Genomic DNA, 12,363 nt, shown 5'->3' with positions numbered 1-12,363 from the left:
GGTGTGCTCCTGAGGGTCTATGCGGTGAGGGTGGTGGTCCGCGGGTCCGAAAGCGGGCTGGCGGCGAGGTGGTCGCGGAGGATCTCGACGGGGTGGGGCAGCCGCAGCCCATCGATGAGCTTCACCTGCGCGCGGCAGGAATAGCCGTCGGCGAGCAGGCGGCCCGAACGGCCCTTCCCGGCGACGTGCCCGGCCCAGCTCAGGTCGTAGATCCGCTCCGACATCGCCCGGTGCTCGGCCTCGTGGCCGTAGGTTCCGGCCATGCCGCAGCAGCCGGAGGGCAGCACCGACAGGTGCAGGCCCAGGGCGGCGAAGACCTTGGTCCAATCTGCCAGCGCCGGCAGCGCCGTCGCCCGCTCGGTGCAGTGGGGCAGCAGCCAGTAGGTCTCGGCCTCGGACACCGGGCGGACGCTATCGAGGCGGCCGGCCAGCCATTCCTGGACGAGGTGGACCTTCGGCACGTCCCGCCCCGGCAGGGCCTGCCGGTACTCGGAGCGGTAGGTGAGCGTCATCGACGGATCGAGGCCGATCAGGGCGACGCCCGTCGCGGCGAGCCGGCCGAGATCGTCGGCATTGGACGCTGCCAGCCGTTCGAACCGGCCGAGGAAGCCGTGGACGTGCAGTGGCTTGCCGTTGGGGCGGTAGGGCGCGAGCCAGGGCCGCAGCCCGAGCCCGATCAGCAGATCGAGGAGGGCGAGGAGGACGGGCGTGTCGTAGTGGCTGGTGAAAGCGTCCTGCACGACGACGACGCTGGTCAGGCGCTCGGCCTCCGGGAGGCGGGCCAGGGCGTCGGCGCTGGCGAGCGCCACGCCGCGCGCGCCGAGTTCCTTGCGCAGGTCGAGACCCGACAGCTTCGGGACGTGGACGAGCCCGATCTTTTCGGAGAGGCCGAGGGAGGTCGCGGCATTCACGAGCCTCGGCGCCTTGGCCAGCAGGGGCACGGCGGCCTCCAGGGCGGCGACGGCGTGGTGGCGCAGGGGCCGCAGGTAACGGCCGTGGTAGAGTTCCAGAAACTTCGCCCGGAAGGTCGGCACGTCGATCTTGATCGGGCAGGACCCCGTGCAGGACTTGCAGGCGAGGCAGCCGGCCATCGCCTCGTGGACGTCGTGCGAGAAATCGTCTCGCCGCCGCAGGGTCGCAGCGAAACGGGCCGGAAACGTCAGCCAGCCCGGCCGGGTGCGCAGGCGCTGGGCTTCCGCGAGGGGATCATGGCCCTCGACGGCCAGACGGCGCAGCCATTCGCGCATCAGCTGGGCGCGGCCCTTGGGCGAGTGACGGCGCTCGCGGGTGCCCTTCCAGGACGGGCACATCGCCTCGTCCGGGTCCCAGGTGAAGCAGGCGCCGTTGCCGTTGCAGTGGAGCGCCTCGTCGTAGCCGACCCGAACGGGCTCCGGGATCGCCCGGTCCCGCTGCCCCTTGGTCGGCACGCCGTCGACGGTCAGCAGAGCGGCCCCTGCGGGAGCGGCGATCTTGCCCGGGTTGAACTGGTTGCGCGGGTCGAAGGCGGCCTTCACCGCCTGCAGCACGGGATAGAGCGGGCCGAAGAAGCGCGGCGAGAATTCGGAGCGCACGCCCTTGCCGTGCTCGCCCCAGAGCAGCCCGCCGTAGCGCTGCGTCAGGGCGACGACATCCTCGGTGACGGCGCGGACCAGCGCCTCGGCACCGGGGGCCTTCATGTCGATCGCCGGGCGGACATGGAGCACGCCGGCATCGACATGGCCGAACATGCCGTAATCGAGCCCGCGCCGGTCGAGGGCGCCGCGGAATTCCGCGATGTAGTCGGCGAGGTGGTCCGGCGGGACGGCGGTGTCCTCCACGAAGGCGATGGGCCGCCGGTCACCCTTGGTGTTGCCGAGGAGGCCGACGGCCTTCTTCCGCATCGCCCAGAGGCGGTCGACCTCCGCCTCGCCCCGGGCCACCGTGTAGCCGCGCCGGCCATGAGCCGGGCCATCCGCGTCCAGGGCCGCCGTGAGGCGGGCGAGCGCGGCCTCGACCGCCTCCCCGCCGTCGCCGACGAACTCGATCAGGTTGACGCCCCGTGCCCGCTCGCCTGCATCCTCCGGGAAGTAAGCGGCGACGCCCTCCCAGACGGGATCCTCCTGGGCGAGCCCCAGAACCTTGGAATCCACCGTCTCGACCGAGGCCGCCCCGAAGGCCACGAGGGTGCGGGCATCCCGCAGGGCCGCGTCAAAACTGTCGTAGCGGAGGTTCAACAGCGCCACGTGGCTCGGCAGCGGCAGGACGTTGAGCGTCGCCTCTGCGAGGAAGCCCAGCATGCCCTCCGAGCCGCACAGGACCGCGTTGAGATCAAAGCGCCCGTCGGCGCGACGCAAATGCGCGAGGTCGTAGCCGGTGAGGCACCGGTTCAACGGCGGGAAGGTTTTCGCGATGAGCCCGGCGTTCTCACGCTGGAGCCTGTCCACCTCCCGGTGGATGGCACCCGCGAGATCGGGACGGCTCTGAGCCGCCTCCAGCCCGGCCGCGTCGAGGGGTTCGGAGTGCCAGACCGTCCCGTCGGCCAGCACCGTGGTGAGGGCGAGCACGTGGTCGCGGGTCTTGCCGTAAAGGCAGGACCCCTGGCCGCAGGCATCCGTCGAGATCATCCCGCCGATGGTGGCGCGGTTCGAGGTCGAGAGTTCCGGCGCGAAGAACAGGCCGTGCGCGGCCAGGGCCGCGTTGAGCTGGTCCTTCACCACCCCCGCCTCGACCCGTGCCGTGCGGCGCAGAGGGTCGATGGCGAGGATGCGGTTCATGTGCCGCGACAGGTCGACCACCAACCCGTCCGTGAGGGACTGGCCGTTGGTCCCGGTCCCGCCGCCCCGCGGGGCGATCCGCACCGTGGCGAACCGCTCCTCGGCCAGCAGCGTCGCGATGCGCACGAGGTCGTCGCGGTTCCGCGGGAAGGCGATGGCCTGCGGCGTGATCTGGTAGATCGAGTTGTCCGTGGCGAGCACGGTGCGGTCGGCCTCGGCCAGGGTGAGGTCGCCCGCGAAGCCCCGCGCGCGCAGCTCCGCGCAGAAGGCCGCGTAGAGCGACGGCACCTTCGGTCCGGGGGAGAGATGGGGGATCATGGCAGTCAGGCCGGGATCGCGGCCGGGAGGGCGTCCCGGCGGATCTGCCGGCCGAAGGCCAGCATCGTCAGGGCGCCGACGAGCAGGATACCCCCGACCATGAGGAGCGGCGCGGTGAAGCCGCCCGAGAGATCGCGCACGAGGCCGATCAGGTAGGGGCCGGCAAACCCGCCGAGATTGCCGATCGAGACGATCATCGCGATCCCGCCCGCCGCCGCGCGACCGGTGAGGAAGCCCGAGGGCACGGCCCAGAAGGTCGCCACGAAGGCGTTGATGCCCATCACCGCGACGCAGAGCGCCGCGATGGTCAGGAGCGGCGTCGGCGTGAGCGCGCTCGCCGTGAGCGCGGCGGCGCCAAGGAAGAGCGCGATCGCCGGATAGAACGTGCGGTCCCGGCCCCGGTCCGACAGGCGGCCCCACACCACCATCGCCACTGCGCCGCAGAGGTAGGGGATCGCCGTCACGACCCCGACAAGCGCGGTCGCGAGCCCGAGTTGCTTGATGATCTGCGGCAGCCACAGGCCGATGCCCAGAGAGCCGATGATCGCACAGAAATTGATCGCCGCGAGCATCAGCACCCGCCGGTTCCGCAGGGCCTGGGCCAGGGTCATCGGATGCTTCTTCTCGATGGCCGCCTTCTCGTCGGCGAGCGTGGCAACGAGGACCTCGCGCTCGGCGGGCGTGAGCCACTGCGCCTTCTCCGGCCGGTCAGTGAGCACGAAGAGGCAAACGATGCCCAGAATGACGGCCGGAATGGCTTCCAGGATGAGGAGCCACTGCCAGCCCGCCAAGCCGAAGCCCTCGACCTGCACCAGCGCCCCGGAGATCGGCGATCCGATGATGTTGGCGACGGGGATGCCGAGCAGGAACAGGGCGGTCGCCCGCGCTCGCACCGCCGAGGGGAACCACAGGCTGAGATAGAGGAAGACGCCGGGCACGAACCCCGCCTCGCCGAGGCCGAGGAGGAACCGGGCGATGCCGAACTGGATCGGGCCGGTCACGAAGGCGGTCGCCGCCGAGACGAGGCCCCAGGTGATCATGATCCGCGCGATCCAGAGCCGGGCTCCGACGCGCATCATGATCAGGTTGCTGGGGATCTCGGCGAGGAAGTAGCCGAGGAAGAACAGTCCCGCGCCGATGCCGAAGGACGTCGCGGTGAGCCCGATATGCGCGTTCATCGTGAGCGCGGCGAAGCCGACATTCACGCGGTCCAGGTAGCTGACCACGTAGCACACGAAGAGAAACGGCAGGATCCGCCGCATCATCTTGCGGTGGAGGTTTCGCTCATCGACCGCGTGGGCCGGAGCCTGGGCCTGTTGCCCCTGCGCCATGACGTCCACTCCCGAATCGCCGATTTTGAAACGGCGTTTCGTTTTAAATGGCGCACATAGCCGGTGCTGTCAACGAGGGCGTGGGCAAGGCGGCGTCACGGCTTGGTGCCCGGAAGGCTGATGGCTATGGATCGCGCGTCCCTACCCAAGCGAAATCGGAACGCGAGCGAAGAGATGGCGAAGGAGGCGCGTTCGCGGCCCAACCTGGAAGGGGTGGCTTCGGCCGATCGTGTGCTGACCGTGCTCACCGCCTTCCGGCGGGGCGACGACGCCCTGGAGCTCTCCGAGCTCGCGCGCCGCACGTCGCTCGTGAAGAGCACGATCATGCGGCTGTGCATCTCGCTGGAGAAGTTCGACCTGATCGAGCGCCTGGATGACGGGCGCTACCGCCTCGGTGTCGAGGCGGCCCGGATCGGCTCGGTCTACCAGCAATCCTTCGCCCTGGAGGAGCGGATCGTCCCCGTGCTGGAGCGGCTCGCGGCCGAGTCCCTGGAGACGGCCTCGTTCTACATTCGCCGGGGCAACCAGCGGCTCTGCCTGTTCCGGGCGGATTCGCCGTCGCCGCTTCGGATGAACGTCCGCCCCGGCGACATGCGGCCGATGGACGAATCCGCCATCGCTCAGATCTTGCGGACGTTCAGCGACGTGGGGGCGTCGCGGAAGGTCCCGGTCGAGGTCCCGCTCTACACGTCGGGGATCACCGATCCCCACGTCTCGTCGGTCGCGATGCCGGTCTTCGGGACCGAGCGGCGGCTGATCGGCGCCCTCGCGCTCTCGGGCCCATCCTCCAGGCTCACGGCGGAGCGAGCCGAGACCCTCAAGCCGCAGTTGCGCGAGGCGGGCGAGCGCCTGTCCTCGGAACTGGGCGCCCAGCTCTGACGCGGTTTACAGCACGTCGCGAGCGGTCCTGGTGACGCGCTCAAGCGAGCCGGCGAAGCCGGATATCGGGCTCCGCCCCGCATGCGAGAGAGATCGAAGATCTTCGGACAACTCTGATCTTCGGACAGCCACTCAGATGTTTGCGCCGCTGATCCGCGTCGCTCCGGCCTGGCTGCGCGGCCGTGAGAGGCGCCATTCGAGAAGGCGCGCGCAGGACGTGAGCGCGAAGCACAGCGTGAAATAGGTCAGCGCGAGAAGCCCGTAGACCTCGAAGGGCTGGGTCAGCAGCAGGTTGTTGACCTGCGCAGCCGCGAAGGTCACCTCGTGGGCGCTGATCACGTAGCCGAGGGACGTCTCCTTGATGGTCGAGACGAACTGGCTGACCATGCTCGGCAGCATAGTGTGGAGCGCCTGCGGCAGGACGATCGACAAAGTCGTCGGCCAGTAGCCGAGCCCCAGGGCGGTCGCCGCCTGCACCTGCCCCTTGGGCAGGCCCTCGATCCCGGCCCGGATGACCTCGGACAGGTAGGCGGCCTCGTACACGACGAGGGTGATGATCAGCGTCTCGACGCCGCCGACCGGGCGCCCCACCACCAGGGGCGACAGGAAGTACGCCCAGAAGACGAACATGATCAGGGGCAGGCCCCGCACGATGGTGACGATCGCGGTCGCTGGCAGGCGCAGCCAGGGGTACGGGCTGAGGCGCGCCAGGGCCAGCCCGACCGCGAAGGGGAAGCAGAGCGCGAGCGACGCGATCGCCATGAACAGCGTCATGGCGAGGCCGCCGAGTGGCCCGTAGGGATACTGCCCGATCAGGAAGAGGAGCCAGTTGTCCTTCAGGATCTCCAGCATCAGCGTGTCCCGACCCGAAGGCGTCGGGCACAGGCGGCCCCGAGCAGCATGATCCCGAGGGAGACGGCGAGATAGATCCCGGTGGCGACCGCGAAGGCGTCGAAGGTCTGGAACGTGTCGCTTTCGACCGCGCGGGCGCGATACGTCAGTTCGCCGACGCCGATCGCCATGGCGAGGCTGGTGTTCTTGAACAGCAGCAGGGTCTGGTTGATCAGCGGCGGGATCGCGTGCCGCAGGGCCTGCGGCAGCACGACGTTGCGCATCGCGCCGAGGTATCCGAAGCCGAGGGAGAGCGCGGCCTGATACTGGCCCTTCGGGATGGAGCGGATGCCGCTGCGGATGTCCTCGGCGACATAGGCCGCGGCCGCGAGCCCGAGCGCCGTGGCGGCGAGCAGGAACTGGCCGTCATGGGCGTTGAGCCACTGGCGCGCGGGGCGCGGCAGGAGCGACGGCACGCCGAAGTACCACAGGAAGATCTGCACCAGGAGCGGCACGTTGCGGTGGTATTCGACGTAAGCCCCGACGAGCCACGCGCAGGGGCGCGCCGGAAGCATCCGGATCAGGGTCAGCAGGATCCCGACCGTGAGGGCGAGGCACCACGCCGCCGCGGTCAGGACGAGCGTCGTCCCGATGCCGAGGGCGAACCAGTCGAGATAGCGACCCTCGAGCACGCCGCCCGGTTCGAACAGGTGGATCATCGGGTTCTGCCCGGGTTCCTGCCCGGGTCCGCCGCGCCAGCTCAGTCCTTGATCGGGGCGACCGCGAAGTCGCGCTTGATCTTGTAGGGCGTGCCTTCGCCGAGCCATTTGGCAAAGATCGCGTCGAGTTCGCCGGACTCGGCGAGCTTGGCCAGGGTGGCGTTCACCGCGTGGGTGAAGGCCGGCTCATCCTTGCGCATGCCGAGCCCCCAGGGCTCCACGAACAGCGCCTTCTCGATGATGTGCATCGGCACCTTGGACTGGTGCTGGAGCTTCACGAGGATCAGTTCAGAGGCGCACAGGGCGTCGACCTTGTCCTGAGCCAGGGCCAGGAAGGCCGACGACGTGTCCTGAAAGGTCACCGTCTCGGCGGTCGGGATCAGGCGGCGCACGCCCTGTTCGGAGGAGGAGCCTTTCAGGGCGGTGATCTTCTTGCCGGCGAGCTGATCGATCGTGGTGAGGCCGGAGTCGTTCGTGGTCATCAGCTTCTGCTGGCTGACGAAATAGGTATCGGAAAACTGGATCTGCTTGCCGCGCTCGGCCGTATATCCGAGGTTGGCGGCGAGGATGTCGACGCGCCCCTGAGTCAGTTCGGGGATCCGCGCCTCGACCGCGATGGTCTTGAGTTCGAGCGGTACGCCGATCGCGTCGGCGACCTTCTGGCAGATATCGACATCGTAGCCGACGATCTGGCGCGATTGCGGATGCTGGAACGAGAAGGGCTCGACGGTCCCGAGTGTCCCGCAGACCAGCTTGCCCCGGGCCTTGACGTCGGCGAGCTGGTCGGCCCGGGCGGTACCGACGACGGCGACGAGCGCCGTCAACGCCGCGAGGAGCGACCTCAGCCCGAGTGGTATCTGCCTCATGGAATGGCCACCGTCTGATCGTGCGTGCGAAGTGTCGACCGCGCCGTCGCCGGGCGGACCTGTAACCTGAGGATCCCGGCACGCGCCGTCCGTTGGAACCGGCGTCTTGCCCGTGGAGGGACGTCGGTCGGCATGGGAGCCTGCCGCGAAAGAATCATGCACGTTGTGATGGAGCTTAGCCGCCATGAAAGAAAGCGAAGAAAATTCGCTTTCAACATCGCCTTCCTTCGTGGGCCGCGCGACTGGCCGGGACGCGAGATGGCAGCGAGCATCAAGCAGCTCGCACCGTTCGACTGGGCGGCGACGCTGGGTGGCCTCACGGGGGACCCGCGATGCCAGCGCAAGACAGTCGAAATGCTGTTTGCCCGCTGCAAGCGCATCCTGACGCTGGATCGAGTCTACGGACGCTCTCCGGTGAGCGGAGCCATACGCCCTCGCGCGTGGGCATTGATGATGGCGGCGTAGAAGGTGTTGACGAGTGAGATCCGCGCACCGCGCCGATAGAGGATGCCGATGGATCTGTCATAAGCACGGTCTGCGATGGCCACCTTCCGGAATCGCCGCTCCGCGCTCGACCGGAAGCCGTAATCCGGTAGGAGCGAGATACCGAGGCCCTGCGAGACCAGCACGAGGATGACTTCGGCCGCCTCGATCTCGAAGAGCTCCTTCGCAACGATCTTCTTATCCTGCAGGAATCTCTCTGCGATCCGCCCGGTCGGCGAGTTCCTGTACATGCTGATCATCGATGCGGAGGACAGGCACGCCTCCACCCCCGCGAAGGTGAGGTCGGCCGGGCACACCAGGGTCAAAGGCTCCTCGCGGATCAGATGCCAGCCGAACTCCTTGGCGGTCTCGATGGTCGGCCTGACCGTGATCGCGCAGTCGATCTCGCTGCTCTCCAGCATGAATTGCAGCTGGGAGGAGGTGCCGGGTACGATCTTGAGAGCGATCTCCGGATGATGCTCGGCCATGTGTCTCAAGGCCGGCGGCACGACCGACATCAGGGCGGTCGAGACCGATCCGATCCGCAGGGTGCCGCTCAGCCGCCCGAGTTGGGCGACCTGCGTCAAGTCCGCGACCCGCGTCAGGATCTCCCGTCCCGCGCCCACGACGGCGCGCCCCTCGTCCGTCAGGGTCACGGCGCGTCCGAGGCGGGTGACCAGCCGGACGCCGAGCTCGCGTTCGAGGGCCTGGATCTGTTCGGCGACGGCGGCGCTCGAGAGCCTGACCGCGCGCCCCGCCCCGGCCAACGAGCCGGTATCGGCCACGGCGCAGAGTGTGCCCAGGAAACGCGTGTTCAAGGCTCAGATTCTCCTGCTGTAGAAGCAGGGGAAACACGGGTTTTCCCGTTCCCTCAAGCCTGTACGCTCACCGGTCAAAGAAAACGGAGGAATACCGTGGCGCATGTCAGCCTCAACCCGCCCGCCCCGGCGGTCGACCCGGCCATCATCGCGGCGTTCCGCGACGCCACGACGCCGTCGATCAGCGACAACCTTGACCGTATGCCCGGCCTCGTCGGCCTCCGCCCGTTCCATCGTGGCGGCAAGCTCGTCGGCACGGCCTTCACCGTGCAGGTCCGCTCCGGCGACAACCTCGCGATCCATCAAGCGCTCAACGCGGTCCGCCCCGGTGACGTCCTGGTCGTCGCAGGCGGCGGCGATACGACCCGGGCCCTGGTCGGCGACATCATGAAGGCCATCGCCGAGAGCCGGGGCTGCGCCGGCTTCGTCATCGACGGGGCGATCCGAGACTCGGGCGTTTTCGCCGCGTCCGACTTCCCCTGCTACGCCCGGGCGGCGATCCATCGCGGGCCGTACAAGCTGGGGCCGGGCGCGACCAACATACCGGTCGCCATCGGCGGCTGGACCGTCAATCCCGGCGACGTGGTGGTCGGCGACGAAGACGGTGTCGTGACCTTCCCGGCCTCGATCGCACACACCCTGATCGAAGCGGTGCGCGCACAGGACGCGCGCGAGGCCGAGGTTCTCCAGATGATCCGCGAGGGTCGCTACGACGGCCGCTACGGCAAGGTCTCCGCCGGTTGAGTGGGACGGCCCCGGGCCGTCCAAAGATGGCCAGGAGACGGTTCGCGGCGCATGCGGCGCGGGCAGCCGACCGACAAGGCCCCCGGAGAGGGGCGCCGGCGATGGCACCGAGCCTCTCGCCGCCCAGGAGGAGACACCACCCGTGAGCCCAATCCCGAATCGAATGCGCGTGCTCGTCACGCCGCGGGGCTTCGACCCAGGGGCGCGGGCCTATCTCGAAGATCAGGGCTTCGAGGTGCGCCAGCCAGACCTCAACAACACGGATCCCGCGCCCGACGCGCTGCCGGACCTGCTGGAGGATGTCGACGCGTGGATCCTCGGCAGTACCTTCGTCCGCCACGACCTGCTGGTGCGCTTTCCCAGGCTCAAGGTGCTGGCCCGCCGCGGCGTCGGATTTGAGCAGATCGACCATCTCGCCGCGGCGCGACTCGGCAAGGTCGTCACCATCGCCGCCGGCGGCAACAGCGCGTCGGTCGCCGACCACACGATCGGCCTGATGCTGGCGGTGGCCAAGCGGCTGGCGACCTTTCCGCTCGCTCTTCGGGCGGGCGACTGGACCTACCGCATCGGCGAGGAGCTGACCGGCAGCACGGTCGGCATCGTCGGGCTCGGGCGCATCGGCCGCTGCGTCGCCCGCCGCCTCGCCGGCTTCGATGTCAGGATCCTCGCCACCGACATTGCGGCGGATGACGGCTTCGCCGCCGCCCACAAGGTCGCGCGGGTCGATCTGGGGACGCTGCTGCGCGAATCGGACTTCGTCACCCTGCACGCGCCCCTCGACGCCGCAACAGCGGACCTGATCGACAGGAGCGCCCTGGCCCGGATGAAGCCGGGAGCAATCCTCATCAACACCGCCCGCGGCGGCCTGGTGAACGAGCGGGACCTCTACGAGGCGATCGTCTCTGGTCACCTTGCCGGAGCGGGTCTCGACGTGTTCGAGGCCGAGAAGAACCCCGCGGCCAGCCAGGCCGCCAAGGCGCTGATCGGGCTGGAGCGCGTCGTCGCAACGCCGCACACCGCCGCCGCCACCGAGGGCGGCCTCGCCCGCACCAATCTCATCGCGGCCAGGACCGTGGTCGCCGTCCTCACCGGCCGATCCCCGCCCGCCGACTGCATCATCGCCGACGGCCGTGCCGCGCTGGAGGTGTGCTGACATGCGTGCCGACCTCGCCCTGGCCCCGCCCGCCACGGCCGCGGCCCGGCCGGCCAAGAGCGGCTTTCGCTGGGTCGTGCTGACCCTGTGCTTCCTCATCTACCTCATCGCGGGAGCCGATCGCGCCAATATCGGCGTCGTCGCCCCCTATATGAAGAAGGAATTTGAACTCTCGAATACAGATATTGGCGCACTTGCGAGTCTATTTTACTTAGGATACGCCATCATCCAGGTGCCGTTCAGCCTGATCTATCAGCGCTTCGGTGTGCGCTGGCCGTTCAGCCTGGCGATGATCGCGACCTCGATCGCGACCTTCTTCATGGGCTTTGCCGGCAGCGCCCTGCAACTCAAGATCGGACGCGCCGCCCTGGGCGTCGCCGAGGGACCGATCAATATCGGCATCCTCACCATCATCAACCGCTGGTTCCCGCCCCAGGAGAAGGGCACGGCCACCGGCGTGTTCATGGCCTCGATCAAGGCCGCCCCCGCGCTCGTGCCGCCACTCTGCGCGCTCATCATCTACCAGTTCGGCTGGCGGGAGGTGTTCTTCCTCTTCGCGGTGCCCGGCTTCGTGCTGGCTGCGGCGTGGCTGCTGCTGGTGCGCGACACCCCGGAGGGCAGCCGGTTCGTCTCCGAGATCGAACGCGTGCGCATCGAGACGGGGCGCGACGCGGCGGCGGCGGGCAGCCCTGTCCCGGTGCGGAGGGACATGCCCGTCCTCGACAGGCTGATCCGGGCTCGCACCTGCGCACCGCTCGCCACCACCCGCGAGGTCTTGCGCTCGTGGGACATCTGGGCCTGCGCGATCGGATATTTCTTCCTGGTCGGCATTGCCTACGCGATCATGACCTGGGTGCCGACCTATCTGGTCACCGTGAAGAAGTACCCGCTATTCGCGATGGGCTTTGTCGCCTCGACGCCGTGGATCGGCGCGATCATCGGCAATGTGCTCGGCGGCCTGATCTCCGACAAGCTCCTCGGGGGCCGGCGCAAGCCGATGATGCTTCTGACCTCGGCGGCGACGATCGTCACGATGTACGGTCTCATCTACGCCCCGGCCGACCCGTGGCTGCTCGCGCTTCTGTTCTCCGCGACGGGTCTTCTGCTCAACCTCGGCTACTCGACGTTCCTCGTCTATCCGATGGGGCTGACCGCCAAGGAGAAGACACCGCTGGCGGCGGCGATCGTCAACACCGGCGGCTCGCTGGGCGGCGCCTTCGCGCCCTTCGTGGTCGGCGTGGTGCTCGACTGGGCGAACTGGGACGCGGTGTTTCTGTTCCTCGCCTCGACCTCGCTCCTGACCTTCCTCACCGTGGTCAGTATGCGGGAGCCGATCCTCCGCACCGCCGCGGCGGAGCCCCCGCGACACTGAGATGGCGCAGCCCGGCGGCTCCTGCGGGCACCGCCGGCGAAGGACGGAGCGCGCTCACCGTGCTTGAGCGAGGCGCGGCGCGCGATCGGAGGAAAC

General features: G+C 68.9%; 10 protein-coding genes. 4 read left to right on the top strand and 6 right to left on the bottom strand.

Features of this window, described 5'->3' with window-relative positions:
• Window positions 1–17: 17 nt before the first annotated feature.
• Together MKK75_RS18840 and MKK75_RS18835 are read right to left on the bottom strand one after the other, a co-directional pair.
• A complete protein-coding gene (locus MKK75_RS18840; protein WP_244044059.1) occupies window positions 18–3,071 on the bottom strand; it encodes an FAD-binding and (Fe-S)-binding domain-containing protein in 3,054 nt (1,017 codons plus the stop codon).
• A gap of 5 nt (window positions 3,072–3,076) precedes the next feature.
• Window positions 3,077–4,402 carry an MFS transporter gene (locus MKK75_RS18835; protein ID WP_244044058.1) on the bottom strand — a complete coding sequence of 442 codons (1,326 nt, stop codon included), beginning with the start codon at window positions 4,400–4,402 and terminating at the stop codon, window positions 3,077–3,079.
• Window positions 4,403–4,576: 174 nt separating this feature from the next.
• Between MKK75_RS18835 and MKK75_RS18830 the strand changes: the two genes are divergently transcribed.
• A complete protein-coding gene (locus MKK75_RS18830) occupies window positions 4,577–5,281 on the top strand; it encodes an IclR family transcriptional regulator (RefSeq protein WP_244044057.1) in 705 nt (234 codons plus the stop codon).
• Between the two features lie 132 nt (window positions 5,282–5,413).
• On the opposite strand, the gene MKK75_RS18825 is transcribed toward MKK75_RS18830, so the two are convergent.
• The 4 genes from MKK75_RS18825 to MKK75_RS18810 form a co-directional block, all read right to left on the bottom strand.
• Window positions 5,414–6,133, bottom strand: a complete 720-nt coding sequence (locus MKK75_RS18825) for an amino acid ABC transporter permease (RefSeq protein WP_244044056.1) — start codon at window positions 6,131–6,133, stop codon at window positions 5,414–5,416.
• Entirely contained in the window at window positions 6,133–6,831 is a 699-nt protein-coding gene (locus MKK75_RS18820) for an amino acid ABC transporter permease (RefSeq protein ID WP_244044055.1), read from the bottom strand. Before MKK75_RS18820 ends, MKK75_RS18825 begins: the two co-directional genes overlap by 1 nt.
• Before the next feature lie 41 nt (window positions 6,832–6,872).
• Complete coding sequence (locus MKK75_RS18815) at window positions 6,873–7,697, bottom strand: ABC transporter substrate-binding protein (RefSeq protein ID WP_244044054.1); 825 nt, start codon at window positions 7,695–7,697, stop codon at window positions 6,873–6,875.
• A gap of 398 nt (window positions 7,698–8,095) precedes the next feature.
• The gene (locus MKK75_RS18810) at window positions 8,096–8,998 is read right to left on the bottom strand and encodes a LysR family transcriptional regulator (RefSeq protein WP_244044053.1); all 903 of its coding nucleotides are present in this window, start codon (window positions 8,996–8,998) and stop codon (window positions 8,096–8,098) included.
• 96 nt (window positions 8,999–9,094) lie between these two features.
• Between MKK75_RS18810 and MKK75_RS18805 the strand changes: the two genes are divergently transcribed.
• The 3 genes from MKK75_RS18805 to MKK75_RS18795 all read left to right on the top strand — a co-directional run bounded on the left by MKK75_RS18805 (window position 9,095) and on the right by MKK75_RS18795 (window position 12,267).
• Window positions 9,095–9,742: an RraA family protein gene (locus tag MKK75_RS18805; RefSeq protein WP_244044052.1), complete on the top strand. Its 648-nt coding sequence runs from the start codon at window positions 9,095–9,097 to the stop codon at window positions 9,740–9,742.
• A 142-nt stretch (window positions 9,743–9,884) separates the two neighbouring features.
• Complete coding sequence (locus MKK75_RS18800; RefSeq protein ID WP_244044051.1) at window positions 9,885–10,895, top strand: phosphoglycerate dehydrogenase; 1,011 nt, start codon at window positions 9,885–9,887, stop codon at window positions 10,893–10,895.
• A gap of 1 nt (window position 10,896) precedes the next feature.
• Window positions 10,897–12,267: an MFS transporter gene (locus MKK75_RS18795; protein WP_244044050.1), complete on the top strand. Its 1,371-nt coding sequence runs from the start codon at window positions 10,897–10,899 to the stop codon at window positions 12,265–12,267.
• Window positions 12,268–12,363 lie beyond the last annotated feature (96 nt).

The sequence above is a fragment of the Methylobacterium sp. J-030 genome (assembly GCF_022829545.1).
Lineage (GTDB): Bacteria > Pseudomonadota > Alphaproteobacteria > Rhizobiales > Beijerinckiaceae > Methylobacterium.
The sequence above is the reverse complement of the archived record's forward strand: the minus strand, read 5'-3'. Positions and strand labels throughout refer to the sequence as shown.

Bases quoted from the DNA above. Each gene is read 5' to 3' on its own strand.
- MKK75_RS18815 (WP_244044054.1), bottom strand. From the start codon at position 7,697: ATGAGGCAGATACCACTCGGGCTGAGGTCGCTCCTCGCGGCGTTGACG.
- MKK75_RS18825 (WP_244044056.1), bottom strand. From the start codon at position 6,133: ATGCTGGAGATCCTGAAGGACAACTGGCTCCTCTTCCTGATCGGGCAG.
- MKK75_RS18795 (WP_244044050.1), top strand. From the start codon at position 10,897: ATGCGTGCCGACCTCGCCCTGGCCCCGCCCGCCACGGCCGCGGCCCGG.
- MKK75_RS18820 (WP_244044055.1), bottom strand. From the start codon at position 6,831: ATGATCCACCTGTTCGAACCGGGCGGCGTGCTCGAGGGTCGCTATCTC.
- MKK75_RS18835 (WP_244044058.1), bottom strand. From the start codon at position 4,402: ATGGCGCAGGGGCAACAGGCCCAGGCTCCGGCCCACGCGGTCGATGAG.
- MKK75_RS18840 (WP_244044059.1), bottom strand. From the start codon at position 3,071: ATGATCCCCCATCTCTCCCCCGGACCGAAGGTGCCGTCGCTCTACGCG.
- MKK75_RS18830 (WP_244044057.1), top strand. From the start codon at position 4,577: ATGGCGAAGGAGGCGCGTTCGCGGCCCAACCTGGAAGGGGTGGCTTCG.